The 16,648-nt window shown below is 68.1% G+C and carries 17 protein-coding genes; 12 read left to right on the top strand and 5 right to left on the bottom strand.

Annotation, left to right across the window (positions count from 1 at the left end):
- Positions 1-101: 101 nt before the first annotated feature.
- Both ACNTMW_RS26100 and ACNTMW_RS26105 read left to right on the top strand, forming a co-directional pair.
- A complete protein-coding gene (locus ACNTMW_RS26100) occupies positions 102-287 on the top strand; it encodes a hypothetical protein (protein ID WP_426636463.1) in 186 nt (61 codons plus the stop codon).
- Positions 288-613: 326 nt separating this feature from the next.
- Positions 614-919, top strand: a complete 306-nt coding sequence (locus ACNTMW_RS26105) for a hypothetical protein (RefSeq protein ID WP_426636464.1) — start codon at positions 614-616, stop codon at positions 917-919.
- Positions 920-1,155: 236 nt separating this feature from the next.
- Here ACNTMW_RS26105 and ACNTMW_RS26110 read toward each other — a convergent pair whose 3' ends face one another.
- Entirely contained in the window at positions 1,156-1,929 is a 774-nt protein-coding gene (locus ACNTMW_RS26110; protein WP_426636465.1) for a methyltransferase domain-containing protein, read from the bottom strand.
- A gap of 302 nt (positions 1,930-2,231) precedes the next feature.
- Here ACNTMW_RS26110 and ACNTMW_RS26115 point away from each other — a divergent pair, with 302 nt between their 5' ends.
- Together ACNTMW_RS26115 and ACNTMW_RS26120 are read left to right on the top strand one after the other, a co-directional pair.
- Positions 2,232-3,143, top strand: a complete 912-nt coding sequence (locus ACNTMW_RS26115; RefSeq protein WP_426636466.1) for a hypothetical protein — start codon at positions 2,232-2,234, stop codon at positions 3,141-3,143.
- Positions 3,140-4,174: a DUF2339 domain-containing protein gene (locus ACNTMW_RS26120; RefSeq protein ID WP_426636468.1), complete on the top strand. Its 1,035-nt coding sequence runs from the start codon at positions 3,140-3,142 to the stop codon at positions 4,172-4,174. The genes ACNTMW_RS26115 and ACNTMW_RS26120 overlap by 4 nt, the downstream gene beginning before the upstream one ends.
- 132 nt (positions 4,175-4,306) lie before the next feature.
- Here ACNTMW_RS26120 and ACNTMW_RS26125 read toward each other — a convergent pair whose 3' ends face one another.
- Entirely contained in the window at positions 4,307-4,510 is a 204-nt protein-coding gene (locus ACNTMW_RS26125; protein ID WP_168075220.1) for a cold-shock protein, read from the bottom strand.
- A gap of 237 nt (positions 4,511-4,747) precedes the next feature.
- Positions 4,748-5,446: a class I SAM-dependent methyltransferase gene (locus ACNTMW_RS26130; protein WP_426636554.1), complete on the bottom strand. Its 699-nt coding sequence runs from the start codon at positions 5,444-5,446 to the stop codon at positions 4,748-4,750.
- A 551-nt stretch (positions 5,447-5,997) separates the two neighbouring features.
- Between ACNTMW_RS26130 and ACNTMW_RS26135 the strand changes: the two genes are divergently transcribed.
- Positions 5,998-6,183 (top strand): hypothetical protein, encoded by a 186-nt coding sequence (locus ACNTMW_RS26135; protein ID WP_426636469.1) that lies wholly within the window; start codon positions 5,998-6,000, stop codon positions 6,181-6,183.
- An 83-nt stretch (positions 6,184-6,266) separates the two neighbouring features.
- Here ACNTMW_RS26135 and ACNTMW_RS26140 read toward each other — a convergent pair whose 3' ends face one another.
- Positions 6,267-7,238 carry an aldo/keto reductase gene (locus ACNTMW_RS26140; RefSeq protein WP_426636470.1) on the bottom strand — a complete coding sequence of 324 codons (972 nt, stop codon included), beginning with the start codon at positions 7,236-7,238 and terminating at the stop codon, positions 6,267-6,269.
- Positions 7,239-7,460: 222 nt separating this feature from the next.
- Between ACNTMW_RS26140 and ACNTMW_RS26145 the strand changes: the two genes are divergently transcribed.
- The 7 genes from ACNTMW_RS26145 to ACNTMW_RS26175 all read left to right on the top strand — a co-directional run bounded on the left by ACNTMW_RS26145 (position 7,461) and on the right by ACNTMW_RS26175 (position 14,989).
- Entirely contained in the window at positions 7,461-8,342 is an 882-nt protein-coding gene (locus tag ACNTMW_RS26145) for a helix-turn-helix transcriptional regulator (protein WP_426636471.1), read from the top strand.
- Between the two features lie 177 nt (positions 8,343-8,519).
- Complete coding sequence (locus ACNTMW_RS26150) at positions 8,520-9,284, top strand: GntR family transcriptional regulator (protein WP_426636472.1); 765 nt, start codon at positions 8,520-8,522, stop codon at positions 9,282-9,284.
- 44 nt (positions 9,285-9,328) lie between these two features.
- On the top strand, positions 9,329-10,039 hold the full coding sequence (deoC, locus tag ACNTMW_RS26155) for a deoxyribose-phosphate aldolase (protein WP_426636473.1): 711 nt from the start codon (positions 9,329-9,331) through the stop codon (positions 10,037-10,039).
- Between the two features lie 384 nt (positions 10,040-10,423).
- Positions 10,424-11,470, top strand: coding sequence for a zinc-dependent alcohol dehydrogenase (locus ACNTMW_RS26160; protein WP_426636474.1), 1,047 nt, complete (start codon positions 10,424-10,426; stop codon positions 11,468-11,470).
- Positions 11,467-12,681 (top strand): MFS transporter, encoded by a 1,215-nt coding sequence (locus tag ACNTMW_RS26165; RefSeq protein WP_426636476.1) that lies wholly within the window; start codon positions 11,467-11,469, stop codon positions 12,679-12,681. The genes ACNTMW_RS26160 and ACNTMW_RS26165 overlap by 4 nt, the downstream gene beginning before the upstream one ends.
- Before the next feature lie 2 nt (positions 12,682-12,683).
- Positions 12,684-13,964: an amylo-alpha-1,6-glucosidase gene (locus ACNTMW_RS26170; RefSeq protein WP_426636477.1), complete on the top strand. Its 1,281-nt coding sequence runs from the start codon at positions 12,684-12,686 to the stop codon at positions 13,962-13,964.
- The gene (locus ACNTMW_RS26175) at positions 13,961-14,989 is read left to right on the top strand and encodes a Gfo/Idh/MocA family protein (protein ID WP_426636478.1); all 1,029 of its coding nucleotides are present in this window, start codon (positions 13,961-13,963) and stop codon (positions 14,987-14,989) included. Before ACNTMW_RS26170 ends, ACNTMW_RS26175 begins: the two co-directional genes overlap by 4 nt.
- 33 nt (positions 14,990-15,022) lie before the next feature.
- Here ACNTMW_RS26175 and ACNTMW_RS26180 read toward each other — a convergent pair whose 3' ends face one another.
- Positions 15,023-16,633 carry a chitinase gene (locus ACNTMW_RS26180; protein ID WP_426636479.1) on the bottom strand — a complete coding sequence of 537 codons (1,611 nt, stop codon included), beginning with the start codon at positions 16,631-16,633 and terminating at the stop codon, positions 15,023-15,025.
- Positions 16,634-16,648 lie beyond the last annotated feature (15 nt).

A 16,648-nucleotide genomic window follows, 5' to 3' on the forward strand; every position in this document is an offset into this window, starting at 1 on the left:
CTTGCCGGTCTCGATCACCATCTGCACGGCCTCGGCTTTGAACTGTGGACTGTACCGGCGACGCTGCTCGGGCATGGACTCATCCTCTCAGGTCGGAGGACGTGTCCAAGATCCTTAGTACACCTCACAACCGCAACCGGATCGCGTTGCAGATGGTCAAGGACCTCCTCGACGAGGCCAGCTTCGAGGCCAGCCCCGCCGGTGTCATTCCGGACAAGATCGGTCAGGCGCTGTCGGGGATCGCCGGCCGACTGCGTGACCGCGCCGATGACGAACATCCGACGTAGCGACGGCCGGGACCGTTCCCGCCGTGGTACCACGAGGGTCACCCGCTTGGCGGGACGACCGACGGGCGGCCGGCCGTCCCGCAGGCAAGGCACGGTGTGGCTTGCCCAGGCGCGGCAACGCCGCGGCGACAGCCGGTTGAACCGCGGCGCGACCTGCCCGGTGGCCTCTGCGCATGAGGGATGGTGCCGGGAGGAATGACCACCGACGGTGGGAGCGGGTCAGGCTGCGCGGACCGGCTCCGTAACGGGGGAGATATCAGGCTGGTCAGTCAATCGTGCAGGGACGTGTACGAGATGGCGATCCTCCAGCGGTGTACGGTCGTGGAATGCGCCTCCCCACCGCAGCGATCACCGCGGGCTCCCTCATCAGCGGATGGCAGCTCGCCCGCCGGACCGGTAACCGGTCCCTCGGCGGCGTGGTCCTTGCCGCGGGTGGTGTGCTGGCGGGACGCGAGTGGACCCGGCGGACGAGCCCGGCCGTGACCGCAGCGCTGGTCGCGACCTACGTCGGGGCCTTCGGCCTGTCGCACCCGCTGGCCAAGCGCATCGGCGCCTGGCCCGCCGTGCTGGCTGTCTCGGCGCTCACCGCCGCAGCCTCGTACGCCGCAGCAGACCGCCGCGCTCCGCGCTAAGCGTCGTCTGGAGCCGCTCCCGATGAGCGCCACACCTCAGTGGCGACTGACGGCCCGCGAACGTCCGGGCTTCGGCAAGTCCCACCGGGCCGGTTCCACGTCCGCCCGGTGAACCGCAGTCTCCACGGCCACTGGAGTCTCCACGGCCACTGGGTCACGGTGACCGGCATTGCTCGCCCCGCTTCGGGTACGGCCCATGCGTCGGGCCGGCTTCGACTCCTGTTCCGGCCATTGCGTCAGGCTTCGGCGATCACGAGGTAGAACGTGAAGCCAGCGACGAGGGGTCCGCTCGCCAGACGCTGCAGCCATACCTCGGCGTCCGCCTCGGCCAGCTTCCCAACGCGCACGGCACGCGCCGAGTTCCGTCGGAGTCCCAGGATGTAATCCGCCGTGTCGAAGTCGCGGAACATCACGGCGATGGGACCGACCGACCGCACGCGGAAGCCTGCCTGGGAGCATAGGCGTACCAGTTGGCGGCCCATCGTGGCGTTGCGCACCTGACCGGCCGTGAACGTGGCGAAGCCTCGGCTGGTCTCGAGGTCTTCGTCGGCGACCGCGAGGGTGTCCCAGTCTGGCTCTGCCATGCCGAACAGTCCGCCTGGTCGCAGCACTCGACGGACCTCGGTCAGCGCCCTCGCTGGGTCCCGCACGTGTTGCAAGACCCGATCGACCCTCGCCCGGTCGACGCTGCCGTCGGCCAGTGGAATGTCATGGATGTCGCCCAGAAGCAGCTCGACGTTCGGTCGGTCACCCAGTCGCCGACGGGCCTCGTCCAGCATCCGAGGCTCCTGGTCGACACCGATCACGGAACCGTCGGCGCCTACCGCGTCAGCCAGCCGGCCCAGATCGGTCCCCGGGCCGCAGCCGATATCGACCAGCGTTTGCCCTGGCCCCACGTCGAGGGCGTCGACGAAGCGCTGTTTGTAGTCCATGCCCACCGCGGTGCCAGCGGCGGTGTCCATGTACGAGATCTTGTCCGGTGCGGCCGTTGCCGCAGTGAACTGATCCATTCGCCAACCCAAGCACATGACCATGCCCAGTTGGTGAAGGCGCCGTGGAGATGCCGGGGTTGCGACAACGGGGCGCGCTTCTCATGATCGCCGGGCAGCTGTGGCGCCGCTGTCGACCCCCTCGGTGCCAGCAGGCTCGGTCGTTGACGCGGCGGTGTGCCGGTGGGAGTCCCGATCGAGAACCGCACGGCGAGCACCCCATCCCGATGTTGATCGATCCCGAGTTGCCTGCCACGCCTACCCTGACAGGCGCCGTGGCATTCCACCGTACTTCGCGGACTCGTCGGTGAAGGAGTCTCCGAATGGCCGATCGGAAGGGCGAGAGCAAGCGGCACCGTGGCGTTGGCTCGGCGCTGCGGATCAGCGCCTATGTCGATCCGGTCGCGCTGGTCGGGATCGCGCTGTCGATCGTGGTATCGATCGTGCTGGACCTCACTAACGCCGCCAGCGGCGTCGAGTCGTTTCTGGCGTGTCTGATGGGGATCACGATCTCGCTGATCCTCGACTCGACCGTCCGCGCTGAACGCAGGTTCCGGATGCGCGACATGATCGAGGCAACGCCGTGGCTGGGCGACGTGTTCGTACCCCTGGCAACGGCGACCGCCGACATCGAACGCCGGTACGGCGGCACCTCGGTCGTAGCGGAGGCGCGTAGACGGTACGTACGGCTCGGTGAGCAACTTGACGAGTTGAGTCACGGCCGCATTGTGCGCCCGCGTGGCGACTACGAGCATCTGCTGGCAGCCACCCGCGCGTGCGGACGCACCCTGCAGGCGGTGACGAACGTCCTGGCGCAGCTTCCCGGACACGGTCTGGGCTGGTGGACCAGCGACGTCGGCCGGCACTACTGGCAGGCCAACCTCGATGCCCTCGACAACGGCGTGCGGATCAAGCGAATCTTCGTCTACACCACTATGACCACGGAACTGGACAAAATGGTGGCCGAGCAGGAAAGCGCCGGCGTTCATGTCGGGCTGGTGCAGGCGGATGCCCTCGATCCAGTGCTGTGGCACAACTTCACGATCTGGGACGGCACCAGCGCGTGGGAGGCCAGACTCAACGCTGGCGGCGAGATCGTCGGCAACATCTTCACCGTCAACGAGGCTGACCTGACCCGGCTGAGCAAGACGTTCCAGATCTGCGAGCGGGCCGCCCGGCCTCGCGATCGGGCACGGGGCGACGTCGCCGTGACCCGCGAGGGCACGCCACAATGACGCTGCTCACCGGCGCGGTCGTCACCCTGGTCATCTGGGCTGTCAGTCTGGTCCGATCAGTGCGACTACGTGCGCTGATCTACAGCCTCCCGCTGCCGATCACACTGGTACTGGTCACCACCCGCATCCCGGTCGGCGCCCAACAACTGCTCGGGGTGGTACTGCTCAACCTGTTCGTCGCCACCGTCGCCTGGCTGCACCACCGGCTGCGCTGGCACATCCTGCTAGCCGACCTCGCCGGGATCGCCGCCTACATCGCCGGCAGTTGGACCCTCCTGCAAGCCGGCCGCCTGCCGTTCGCGCCCATCCTCGCCACCACCCTCGCAGCCTGGGTCATCGTCGCCGCCCTACACCAATGGACAACGACCCGGCGACAGCAGGCAGCGACTCACAGGCAAGCCCAAACCCCACCCGGGCGGCGCGCCCTACCGACTGTCGGCAAGATCGTCATACTCGCCCTCGGCGCTCTCCTCATGGTCGGGCTCGGGCAACTCCTCCAAGGAATGGTCGTGACGTTCCCGTACTCTGGCGTCCTGGTCGTCATCGAGACCCGACGCGACCTCGTCGAGTTCCGCGCGCACTTCACCCGCAACAGCCTCGCCCTCCTGGCCTTCATCACCGCCTACTACCTCAGCCAGGACATCTCCCGCCACCTAGCCGTCACCGCCGGCTGGGCTGCGTTCCTGTTGTGCGCGCTGCTGCTCCACCTGACCATGAAGACGAAAGACCACAGCCAGACCCTGGCTTCAACGCACAGCTGGCCAACTGCGCCCAGCCGGCCGTCGCCGTCGCGAAGGCCCTACAACTGCAGTCGCCAGGACCCGACCACCCCGCCGTTGACCCGACCCACGACCGGATCAGACGTCGATCCATCCTCGGCGGGCTCATCACCGAGTACGAACGAGCCGCATAGCAGCCCGGGTCACCCACCAGGCCAGGGTTTTGGAACCGCACAGGAGATCCAACGCTCACCCGAACGCGCCCGCGTGACGCGAACCCGCGGTGATAGTCGCGAGGCCGGACAGCCTTAAAAGCATCGGTCCCCGCATCGTCGGTGAGACGGATGCGGGGACCGATGTGGGTCGACTATGTGGGGTCGACCATCCCGTCGTTCATTGATGCGGCCGCTCGGGTCTGAGGTGCCGGCCGCACGCGAGCTTTGATCAGAGCGGGCGGACGTTCTCGGCCTGCGGGCCCTTCTGGCCCTGCGTGATCTCGAACTCGACCCGCTGGTTCTCCTCAAGCGACCGGTAACCGCCGGACTGGATGGCGGAGAAGTGGACGAACACGTCGTCGCCGCCCCCGTCCTGGCTGATGAAACCGAAGCCCTTGTCGGCGTTGAACCACTTCACGGTGCCCTGTGCCATTGCTGTTCTCCCTTGTTAGGCGAGGATCTGCACCACGCAGATCCGGAAGCCGTTGGTCTAGCGGCCCCACATCGCCCAACCCACTGGCAGCGCACCTGCGTTCTGCCAACCGGCCGGGATAAGGCGAACCACCTATCCAAAAACCTCCCTCACCCTAGCAGGGATCCCGACGGAACGCCGCATTCGCGTGACTCCCCCGGGATCGAGACACCGGCCACCCCTTTGCGGCCCGTACCGTCAGCGCCGCAACGTGAGTACGAAAACCTGTCTGATCTGCGCATCCTCGGGCGCTCCGAGCATGGAAACCGGGTAGCTCGCGACGACCTCCAGGCTGTCGTGCGGCAGGTAGACCCGGCCGGGATCGCCGATCAGGATCCGGGCACCGCGCGCGGCGGCGCGGTGCAGGAACGGCAACATCCGCTCGGCCATGGACCGGCTGTAGAAGACATCTCCGGCGAGCACCACCTCGGCGTCATCACCGTCACCGTCGAGCAGATCGCCCCGGCTTACCTCGACAGCCACGTCATTGGCATGGGCGTTCAGCGCTATCGCGGCCAGAGCGTAGGGATCGATGTCGTTGGCGGTGACGGCCGCCGCACCGGCCACCGCCGCCGCGACAGCCACCAGACCCGACCCGGAGGCCACGTCGAGCACCCGCAGACCGGCAACGACGTCGGGATGGTCCAGGACGTACCGCGCGACCGCCTGACCACCGGCCCAGGCGTCAGCCCAGAACGGCGGCGGCAACGCCGCCCCCACCTGAGCCTCCAGCCTCGCCCGCAGCACGATCGCGTCCTCGGCGAGGTGCAGACGGATCTCGGGCACGAACGGCACCTCCGCGAGGCGAAGTCCGTCGGTACCCACTGCGTCCGGCGCCACGAAGGGATCGAGGATGGAACGGTCGTTGTCGGTCAGGGCGTGCGCCGTCCGATTTATCACTTGCACAGCATGCCGCACAAACGGTGAACTCATCGACTCGTTGACGGACGTCGGGCTTCGCGCCCAGGGTGCCCAGGGCACGCGGCGGGCAACGCGACGGCTGGAACGTCTGGGAGGAATGCCCCCGACGAGGCGAGCGGCACTTCCGCTGGACGACCAGGCCAAGCCGGGGCCATTCACGGGTCTCCTGTTGCGGAGACCCACTCAGGGCGCCAGTTCCCGCCACTCCGGTCGACCGCCCAACCAGGCGTCGGCGAGAATCTCCGCCGACGCCCTACCGGGGCACTGCTGCACCTTCGAGGGTCCCGCTTCCCCGCCCGTCTGCGCCTCAACTTCCCATCGCTCGCCGTCACTACGGATGTACACGTCGCGACGGCCACGTAGGGTCCGGTTGCCATTCCACCAGTGGCGCTCGATTCTCACCTGCCCACCGTATAGCAGCCCCGGCCAGCGTTGAACCGTCTGTGATCTCGTGACGGCCCCTGCTCCTGGCATTGTCCGCCGGCGTGAGAGGAGACCGGATGCAGCCAAGCCCGAGAGAAGACACCATGTCCGAGCCCAGCGATGCGGACCTGCGTGCCCCCGCGCAACCCGGCACCGTCGTCGACGTGCCGTACGGGCCGCTCGGGCGGATCGTCGCCGCGGTCGCCGTGGTGGCGCTCGGCGCCACCGGCTACGCCCAGCGCCGCATCCGGCAGGCCGACCCGTCGGAGGTGCCGCGTGACACAACGTGAGCGAACCGGTGGACCCGGATCCCGCCGCGGCTGCGCCGGGCCCCGCCGCTCAGCACGGACGGGCCCCGGCGCCACCCGGCCGGTCAGTAGCGGGTGCCCTCCGGCGCGGGCAGGGCGTCGAGCTCGGCCAGGTCCGCCGCGCTCAGCTCGACGTCCGCCGCGCCGGCGTTGTCCACCAGGTACTTCGGGGTCTTGGTACCGGGAATGGGCACCACGTGCCGCCCCTGGGCCAGCACCCACGCCAGCGCCACCTGCGCCGGCGTGGCTCCGGCCCGCTCGGCGATCTGGCGTACCCGCCCGACGATGGCCAGGTTGGCGCGCAGCGCGTCCTGCTGGAAGCGCGGCAACCGGCGCCGGAAGTCGTCCTGTGGCAGGTCGTCGAATGACGCGAACCGTCCGGCGAGGAATCCCCGCCCCAGCGGCGAGAACGGCAGGAAGGCGATGCCCTGCTCCTGGCAGTACGGCAGCACCTCGGCCAGCGCGTCCCGGGTCCACAGCGACAGTTCGGACTGCACCGACGCCACCGGGTGCACCGCCTGCGCCCGCCTGATCTCGTCGACCGACACCTCGGACAGGCCGATGTGCCGCGCCTTGCCGGCCGCCACGGCCTCGGCCATCACACCCCAGGACTCCTCCAGCGGTACCTCCGGGTCGACCCGGTGCAACTGGTAGAGGTTCACGTGGTCGGTGCCGAGGCGGCGCAGGCTGTCGTCGATCGACCTGCGGATGTGCTCGGGCCGGCCGTTCCTGCCCATGCCCGGCGAGTTGCCGCCCGCGCCCGGGCCGGTGACCAGCCCGACCTTGGTGGCCAGCACCGCACGCTCGCGGTGGCCGCCCGCCAGCGCCCGGCCGACCAGTTCCTCGTTGGTGTACGGACCGTAGGCGTCGGCGGTGTCGATCAGCGTCATGCCCAGGTCGAGCGCCTGATGGATGACGGCGATGGAGGTGGCGTCGTCGCGCGGGGTACCCATGTCGTAGGCGTGGGTCATGCCCATGCACCCGAGGCCGATGACGCCGACCTCAGGGCCCATGGTGCCGAGTGTGGTGGTTCTCATGTCGTCCAGCCTTTCCGTCAGGGTGCGCTCGCCGGGCGTCGTGCTCCGGTGACAAGGTTTCCGCATCCCGTCTCCGATCCCCGGCCTTCGCCGGGGCACTCCCCTATCGTGATCGGGAGCAACAGCCATGGAACTCCGGACGGTGCCGGTGCGGGAGAGCCTGTCGTTCCGGGTACTGGCAGAACCTCCCAGCGGCACCCGCATCGACGTACCGTCGTAGCCGTGAACAGCCGAAACGAGATCCGCGACTTCCTGACCTCCCGACGAGCCAGGATCACGCCGGAGCAGGCGGGCCTGCCGGTCTACGGCGGCAACCGGCGCGTTCCCGGACTCCGCCGGGAGGAGGTCGCGCTTCTCGCCGGGGTCAGCGTCGACTACTACACCCGACTGGAACGGGGCAACGCGAACGGTGTCTCCGAGAGCGTGCTCGAAGCGCTGGCCCGCGCGCTGCAACTCGACGAGGCCGAGCGCGCCCACCTGTTCCACCTCGCGCGCGCGGCGAACACCACGGCCCGCGCCCGCCGCCACCCGGCCCGGCAACAGGTACGCCCGAGCGTGCAGCGCATCCTCGACGCGATGACCACGGCACCGGCGTACGTGCGGAACGGGCGCCTGGACGTCCTCGCCGCCAACCGGCTCGGGTACGCCCTCTTCGAACCGCTGTTCGCCTACCCGACCCGGCCGGCGAACCAGGCCCGGTTCATCTTCCTCGACCCGCACGCGACGGAGTTCTATCCCGACTGGGAACGGCTGGCCAACGACACTGTGGCGCTGCTCCGCGCCGAGGCCGGGCGCAACCCGTACGACCGGGCGCTGTGCGACCTCGTCGGGGAGCTGTCGACCCGCAGCGAAACCTTCCGTACCCGCTGGGCCGCACACAACGTGCGCTTCCACCGCACCGGGGCCAAGCACATGCACCACCCGGTCGTCGGCGATCTCAGCCTGACGTTCGAGGCGATGGAGCTCACCGCGGACACCGGTTTGACGGTCATCGCGTACAGCGCCGAGCCCGGCTCCACGTCGCAGGATGCGCTGGATCTCCTCGCGAGCTGGTCGGCGACGGTCGACCGGGCCGCGACGGCCCACGTGACGGACGGAGCCTGAGCCGGACGCCGCGACGAGTCTCCCGTGGCGGTCGCGCCCCGCCACCGCACCCGCGCGGCCGGTCACGTCACCACCATGCCCTCACCGGTGCGGCTGGCCGGTGCCGAACGACGTCCGGGCGAGTGTTCGGCCATAAGACTAGTTGACTATACATCTAGCCGGGGTAAGGTACTGATCGTGACGGGAACAGCGCTGTCGGGAGTGGAGTTCGCGCCGAGGTATTACCGGATCGAACAGGAGCTCAGGGCACGCATCTCGGCGTTGCGACCGCATGATCCGCTACCGTCCGAGGCTGAGCTGTGTGAGCAGTTCGGCGTCAGTCGGATGACCGCCCGAGCGGGGGTCCAGCGCCTGGTAGCCGAGGGACTGGTCTACCGGCAGCCGGGCAAAGGGACGTTCGTGGCGCCGCCGGTAACTCAGCGGCGAGCGGACACGCTCGTGCGGTTCAGCTCGGAGATGCGCCGGCAGGGACGAATCCCGTCGTCGCGGGTCATTTCGGCGACCGTGCGACGGGCCGACAGCGAGGAGGTCAGCCGGCTACGGCTGCCGCCGGACGCCGAGGTGGTCGCGGTCTCCCGGGTGCGACTGGCCGATGCCGTACCGGTCGTCCTGGAACGGTCAAGCTTCCCGCCCTCCGTCCGGGGACTGCTCGACGTGGACCTCGCCCGTCACTCACTGCACGAGACATTGATCCGCCTGGGACGGGTGCCGGCGCGGGGGTACGCGTCGGTGGAGGCCCAGACCGCGGATGAGGACGACTGTCGACTGCTGGACGTGCCAGCCGGGACTGCCCTGCTGGTGGAGCGTCGCTTGATCCTCGATCAGGACGGCGGTCCGCTGGAGTTGACCCAGTCCCGGTACGTGGGCTCGCGGTACTCGTTGCAGGTGGCGTTCTCCGTAGATCACGACAACTCGCACGCACCCTCGACGACCATGCCGTAGCCGGTCGTCACGCGTCTGTCCGAAACAGCGAGAGGTGGCCCATCGTGACCCGATCCCTGACGCCAGCCGACGTAACCGTCCGCCAGGTAGCGAAGATGATCGACCATTCATTGCTGCGACCCGAACTCACGACCGATGACGTCAGCGGGGGTTGTGAGTTGGCGCTGCGTTACGACGTCGCGTCTGTGTGCGTCAAGCCGTGCGACGTGGCTCTCGCGACCACGGTGCTGTCCGGCACGGACGTCGCGGTCGGCACGGTGGTCGGTTTTCCCCACGGCGGTAGCACCACCAGGATCAAGGCAGCGGAAGCGGCCGCTGCTCTGGCTGACGGAGCCCGCGAGATCGACATGGTGATCAATATTGGGTGGCTACGACAAGGGCGCGATGACGACGTGCGCGCCGACATCGAAGCGATCATCGGAGAGACTGCGGGCGTCGCACTCGTCAAGGTCATTCTGGAGAACGCCTATCTGACCACGGACGAGAAACTCCGGGCGTGCCGTCTCGCCGACGAGGCCGGCGCGGACTACGTCAAGACCTCGACGGGGTTCGCCCCCACCGGCGCCACCCTGGAAGATCTCCGCCTGATGCGAACGGCCGTCCCCGCCCGGATGGGCGTGAAAGCCGCCGGCGGGGTTCGCACTCTCGACCTGTTGCTGCAGATGGCGGGCGTCGGCGTGACCCGGTTCGGCGCAACGGCCACCGCCGGCATACTTGATGATCTCAACGCCCGGCTGTGTGGACAGCCGAGGTAAGCCTGAATTCATCGTTCCGACATACACTTCCAACACTGCCGACAAATCCGCAGAGCACGATTGTGTCCTGCAGTTCTTACGCCGTCGAACCTGCTACGGGCCGGCGCTGCCGGATGCGCTGACGCAAACACCGTCAGCGCTTCAAAATGCACTTTCGTTGCACAATTTGGCATGTGGTCTGCCCCACAAATTACCGGGTGGCGCCATTCGGAAGAACCACTCTAGGCTTTAGTCATCAATCCGTCAACACCAATGCGCCGTCCACAATTCCGGCGCATTGGTGCGCGCCTAGTCTGGGGAGGCTCAGTGCGAGCGTACGTGATGTATGGACCGGGTGTCCTGGAGCCGAATGAACAACGAGACCCCGTTCACGGAGATGATGAGGTGCTACTCCGGACCGAATCGGTTTCGATTTGCTCGACGGATGTCTCATATTTTCGCGGGCATCTGTTCCCGGAAGCTTGGCCGATCATTCCCGGGCACGAATATGTCGGCGAGGTCGTCGGCGTCGGCGCCAGGCTGCGCGGGCGAGTGGAGCCGGGGCAACGACTCTGCTACTGGGGGCAGACAGACTTCGGGGGCCTGGCGGAATACCGCGTGATCCGCCCGATCTTCGGCGGCGAAGCGGCGACCGAAACCGCCTGGTACACCGGGCGGAACTTCTACGACGCCAATCAGGCAGCGGCGGTTGTCGTGCCGGAGTCGCTACCCTGGGACACGGCGACGATCATCGAACCACTGACATCGGTGTTGCGTTCGATTCTCGTGAACCCACCCCGCCCTGGTGACGTGTGCGTCGTCCTCGGCTGCGGACCGAGTGCCGTGCTCGCGACGCAGGTTCTCATCCGTTACATGGGCGTCAGCTCAGTCACCGTGGTCGACCGCAACGAGTGCCGGCTGAAGATCGCCCTGCACTGCGGCGCGGAGCGTGGATTCAATACCTCGACCGATGCCGAATTGCTGGAGCAGTTCGTGCGTGACAACCACGACCAGTACGCCGATTACGTCTTCGACGCACTTCCACATGTGGCGGTGGACGGCCACGGCAAAGATGTACGCGAGCTGTCGATGGGACTACTGCGACCGGGCGGCACATACGTTATCTACGGTGCCACCGGTGTGCGCCAACAGATCAACACCTGGCTCGTTCTCGCCAAAGGCCTCAACATTCGGGCAACGCCATTCGACGTCCGACTCTTCCCGATGGCCCGGTCAGCTCATGTCGCGAACATCGCCGTACGACTGCTCGAATCCGGGCTGGTCGACGCGGCGCCGGTCATGAGTAACCGGATCTCATTCTATGACTCGGCCGCGGTGCTCGATGCGTTCCACAGTTACGGACAGGGCAGTTCCATGAAGACCTGCCTACGGGCGGCACCGGTTGCCAACGCGCTGTCCGGTGCCGACAGCCTGCTCGGAGATCGTCGATGACGGTGGAGACACCGTACGCACGTGACCGCGTCACGTGGTTGGCATTCGGTGTCCTGGCCGTCTATGCGTACGTGCTGTACGCGTTGGGTCCGATGCTGACTCTGCTCAGCCGGGACCTGAACCTTCCCTACGCGATGATCGGCGTCCATTCGACGATCTTCGCGGCGGGTGTACTCGTACCCGGACTGTTCTTCTCCAGGCTGGTCACGGCATTCGGGCGACGGCGTCTTCTGTGGACGGCCGCGACTGCCGTCGCCATCGGTTCGGTCATGTTGGCTGCGGGCCGCGGCCCCGGCCTCACCCTGCCGGCCGTGGCAGTGCTCGGCGTCGGAGGCGTCTTCCTTCAGATCATGGCGTTGGCCCTGCTGGCCGACCGGCATGGCCAACGCCGGGACCGCGCCATCGTGGAAGCCAACGCCGGTGCCAGTGCCGCCGCCGTGGTCGCCCCCCTGTTGGTCGGGACGCTGGATGCGGTTGCTGCCGGCTGGCAGTTCAGTCTCGCGCTGCCCGTCGCCGCCCTCCTCGTGCTCTATCTTCGCTACGGCCGTGACACCATCACGGCCGTAGCGAGCACGAACACGACGCCCGCCCCGGCAGGTACGCGACTCGCGTTGCCGAAAGCGTTCTGGGTGCTGTGCGCCGTGTGCGGGCTGCTCGTCGGCGCCGAGTTCTGCGTCGTCTTCTACGGTGCTTCACTACTGCGGCAGGACATCGGTGTCGACGCCGGTACCGCCGCCGCGATCATGACCGTCTTCGCGGTGGGAGAACTCGTTGGCCGGCTCGTCGGCAGCCGGCTGACATCGCGCGCCGGTCGGACGCAGCCATTGCTGTTGGCGGCACTCGCGCTCAGCGCGGCTGCCTTCGTCGGTGTCTGGCTTTCGCCAAGCCTCGTGCCCGCGGTCGTGACGCTGTTCGTCCTCGGCCTCGGCATGGCCAACTTGTTTCCGCTGGCGCTGTCACTCGCCGTCGCGGCCGCGCCGGATCGAAGCGACGACGCGACCGCGCGGACGCAACTCGTCGTGGGAGTGGGGATCATGCTCGCACCACTGCTGCTCGGTGCGCTCGCCGACGGACTGGGCGTTGGTCCGGCGTTCGGCGTCGATCTGGTCCTCCTGGTGGTGGCCGCGCTGCTGCTACTCATGCGGGGCGGACGGCGGCACTCCCGGATGGCGGCGGCCGAGGCCGGTGAGCGTCGGGTGGTCCACTCATGAGCGTGAACTCCTCGCCGGTCGCGGCCGCGACCGCCGCTGCCGGTGGGGTGCTACGGAGCAATCTGCGCTCCGGGTTCTCCGCCGGGGCCGGCCGCGACTTCTGCTACACCTGTCCATCCCCTGACACGTACCCGTTCCAATGGGCGTGGGACAGCGCCTTCCATGCCATCGCGCTGTCGCACGTCGACCCGTCCAGAGCGCAGGCTGAGCTCGAGTCACTGCTCTCGGCCGTGACGTCGGAGGGGTTCCTGCCACACATGTTGCTGTGGCAGGACGATCTCCGCCCACACGCCGTCGACGACTTCCGAATCCGGGCGAGGGGCTGGACCTCGACCTCTATCGCGCCACCCGTACTCGCCCGCAGCGTGGAGCGGGTCTACCTCGCGACCCGTGACCGACGTTTCCTGGCAACGGCACTGCCACGCACGGTGGCGTTCTATGACTGGCTGCACAACCATCGGACCGACTCGCGTACCGGCCTACTCGTCACGTTCCAACCTGACGAATCGGGTCTCGACATGAGCCCGAAATACGACGAGGCCCTCGGGTTGGACACGACGCCCGCAATCGTGGCGGGACAATGGCATCAGTCGATGCGCGAACTGCTCGACGCATACGCGACAGCCACCAGTGAGGCCGACATCGCTGCCGCCCGCCGGTTCGTCTGGCACGACGTGCTCGTCAACAGCATCTACGCGGACGGGCTACGCGCGGCGGCGGGTCTGTGCAGGTTGTCCGAACGTACCCGACGAGTCGCCGACGTTCTCGATGACCGCGCCCACGCCATCACGGCCGCGCTGCTTCGCCATTGCTGGGACGACCAACGCGGGGTGTTCTGGGATATCGACGTTATTCGTGGCACGGCGGCACGGTGCCTGACGGCCAGCAGCCTGTTCCCGCTCATCCTCGACGACCTGCCCAAACCGGCGGCCAGACGGCTCGTCGAGGATCATCTCCTCGACGAACGTGAATTCTGGACGCCGTATCCTGTTCCGAGCGTCGCGATCAACGAGCCGACCTTCGACCCCGACTTCACCACTGGCGCCATCTTCCGTGGCTCGAGCTGGGTGAACCTGAACTGGTACCTGTGCGGGGGACTCCGCACCCATGGATACGCGGACATCGCCGACCACCTCGCCGACCGCACGTTGGAGATGACGGCGCTGTCGGGCATGCGCGAATGCTACGGACCCTTCGACGGCGCCGGACACGGGGCGAAATCGTTCGGCTGGAGCAGCCTCGTGCTCGACCTCGCCGCTCACGCCGAAAGGACGCAGCCGTGACTATCCGATGGGGTTTCCTCGGTGCCGGATCGATCGCCTCTTCGAGCCTCGGCCCCGCGGTCCGTGCGGCACGAGGCAACGCCCTGCATGCCGTGGCGTCCAGGGATGAGCGCCGCGCGGCCGCCCTGGGCCCGCAGCGGACCTACCACGAATATGCTCACCTGCTCGAAGACCCTGACGTCGACGCCGTCTACGTCTGCCTTCACAACAACGCCCACCTCCAGTGGGTCGTCGCGGCGCTGGAACACGGCAAACACGTCCTGTGCGAGAAACCCCTGGGGCTCACACAAGCCGAGGTTGCCGACATGGCTGCTGCGGCCGCCGCCTCGCAACGCCTTCTCGTCGAAGCGGCCTGGAACAGATGGCACCCACGGACGCGTGCGGCCGAAGAGCTTCTCGCGGCCGGCGTTCTCGGACAAATCCAGCACGTCACCGCCCGTTTCAACGGCGCGACGCCAGCGGTCGGCAACTACCGCCGAGATACCGCCCTGGGCGGGGGCGCGTTGTGGGACGTCGGATGCTATGCCATCGCCGGAGCGCTCCCGGCGATGGGCTGGCAGACACCGACAGCCGTGCGCGCCACGATGACCTACTGGGCCGGCAGCGACGGCGGCGACGCCGACGTCGCCACGGAAGCCTGGCTCGCCTTCGGACAGACCGCCACGGCGCACATCACCGCCGCGCTCGACGGTCGCGACGAGCAATTCCTGGAGGTTCGCGGTTCCCAAGGCCTCCTCCGGCTGCCCCACCCCGCGTTCACGGCCGGCACCCATCCAACCGCACTGCACCTGGCTGTCGACGGACAATCCCCACGCGAGATCAACTATCCGGCGACCGACCCGTACCGGCTCATGGTCGAAGCGTTCGGCAAGGCGATCCGCGACGAATCGACGTGGCTAGTCCCGCTCGAGCAATCAGCAGCGGTCGCTCGCACGATCGACGATGTTCGGTACGCGTCCGGCGCGGCCGTATCGCGGCCGATTCCGCCATTCCGACCTCCTCGTCAGGCTCCCGCTCGCCGGTGAACATCGATACACCGTTATTGGTCACCCACGTCGTCAGCTGGTCACCGGCTCACCCGGGACCGTGAAGAGCGGTTTCCACGGCTCGTTCGAGCTGATCGGGTACTCGGTGGGGGGAGCGTCGCCCTTCGTCGACCATCGAGCCTCGTACGGCAGCCCGTCGAACAGCACGCGGTCCCCGCGGGCGTAGACGGTCGCCGGGTTCCATTCCGCGGTCACCCCGGTAACCGTCGGGCTCGGCCGGGGAGCGGCCTCGGTCGGGCCCACCGGGCCGATCACCGACCACGGCGTGGGGCTGGAGGCGTCCCCCGCCGCCGAGGGATCGACGCCCTGGTTCGCCCACTTCGCCTCGTAGACGACACCGTGCCAGACGACCTTGTACCCGTTCACGTACTGGGCGGTGAGACGCCACACCGGGTATGGGCTCTTCTGGGGATCGTCGACGATCGGCTCCTGGTTCGGGATCGCGACGGATTCCCTGCCGGACGCGCCCACCGCGCTTCCGGGCAGCCCCGCGAAGACCGACGAGAAGGCCAGCGCCTCCTGGGCCACCCCGCTGCACGTGTTGGAATGAACGACGACGTTGGTGAAGGTCCCGCGGCACCGGGCGTCCCGGTTCAGCGACCACATCGACACCCTGCCGAGCCCCTTCTCGACGGCGAACGAGGCGAGCCTGCGCGCGTTGTCGAGGGTGAACCGCTCGGCATCCACGTCGTTCTGGCCGATCATCGGGGTGGCCCCGAGCCTGGACCACACCTGTGGTGACGTGAACTGCACCCCGAGCCGCAGGTAAAGGGCGGACAGCTGCTGGTGGGTCGACTCCAGCGCCCGAGTGGTCAACTCGAACATGTCGGGATTGGAGCCCTGCTTCGACCCGAAGTCCATCGTCATCACGTTGACACCGCGCAGCGAGACACCGCCCTCCAGCGTCGTCCGCACCGCGCCGAGCCCGTCGGCGGTCAGGCCGTCCGGCGTCACCGGCAGGGTCAGCCACACAGCCAGCGGCTGGCCCGCCAACTGCCGCTCAGCCTGCAGCGCCGCCAGGGCGTGTGCGCGCCGCCGCAACGACGCCTGGTCCGCAACGGCCGCCCCCTCGATGTCCAGATCCAGGGTCTTCACGTCGTAGCGCCGCACCAGCTGCCGGTAGGCGTCGGTCAGCCGCGCCTGGTCGGTACAGGCCACGGCGAGCTCGGTGTTGATCTGCCCGCCCACGCTGAGCATGATGTTCCCACCGGCGGAACGCAGCTGGTTGATCCGGCGGTCCAGTTCCAAGGAGGCAGCCGCCTCGTCAGGGCTGTACGCGCCACCCCAACTGGGCGAGCACCCGTCCTTGGGATCGGCGACCACGAAGGCGAGGGCCACGTCGTTCGCCGGGTTCACCTTCGGGTCCTGGAACGCGAACGTGGGGGTCAGCGTGACATCCACGTACGGCACGGCCCACGACTTCGCGGTTGGGCCGGCAGTGTGCCGCAGGTGCAGCACCGCGGCGGCGCTGCCGGCGCCGAGCCCGGCCAGCACCAGGACCAGGATGCCGAGCCTGAGCCACGACAACCGCTCGACCGGAGCCTCTGGCTCCTGCCAGTCCGGGTCGGCAAGGGGGTCGTGCTCCTGCCGCACGGCCTGCGGGGTGGCGCGGTCGGTCAGCATGGCAGCTCTCTCCTT

The sequence above is a fragment of the Planosporangium spinosum genome, assembly GCF_049999945.1.
Classification (GTDB): Bacteria; Actinomycetota; Actinomycetes; order Mycobacteriales; family Micromonosporaceae; genus Planosporangium; species Planosporangium spinosum.

What these genes read in the sequence shown, in the direction of transcription:
- ACNTMW_RS26105 (WP_426636464.1), top strand. Translation starts at nt 614, where the DNA reads ATGCGCCTCCCCACCGCAGCGATCACCGCGGGCTCCCTCATCAGCGGA.
- ACNTMW_RS26110 (WP_426636465.1), bottom strand. Translation starts at nt 1,929, where the DNA reads ATGGATCAGTTCACTGCGGCAACGGCCGCACCGGACAAGATCTCGTAC.
- ACNTMW_RS26115 (WP_426636466.1), top strand. Translation starts at nt 2,232, where the DNA reads ATGGCCGATCGGAAGGGCGAGAGCAAGCGGCACCGTGGCGTTGGCTCG.
- ACNTMW_RS26120 (WP_426636468.1), top strand. Translation starts at nt 3,140, where the DNA reads ATGACGCTGCTCACCGGCGCGGTCGTCACCCTGGTCATCTGGGCTGTC.
- ACNTMW_RS26125 (WP_168075220.1), bottom strand. Translation starts at nt 4,510, where the DNA reads ATGGCACAGGGCACCGTGAAGTGGTTCAACGCCGACAAGGGCTTCGGT.
- ACNTMW_RS26135 (WP_426636469.1), top strand. Translation starts at nt 5,998, where the DNA reads ATGTCCGAGCCCAGCGATGCGGACCTGCGTGCCCCCGCGCAACCCGGC.
- ACNTMW_RS26140 (WP_426636470.1), bottom strand. Translation starts at nt 7,238, where the DNA reads ATGAGAACCACCACACTCGGCACCATGGGCCCTGAGGTCGGCGTCATC.
- ACNTMW_RS26165 (WP_426636476.1), top strand. Translation starts at nt 11,467, where the DNA reads ATGACGGTGGAGACACCGTACGCACGTGACCGCGTCACGTGGTTGGCA.
- ACNTMW_RS26180 (WP_426636479.1), bottom strand. Translation starts at nt 16,633, where the DNA reads ATGCTGACCGACCGCGCCACCCCGCAGGCCGTGCGGCAGGAGCACGAC.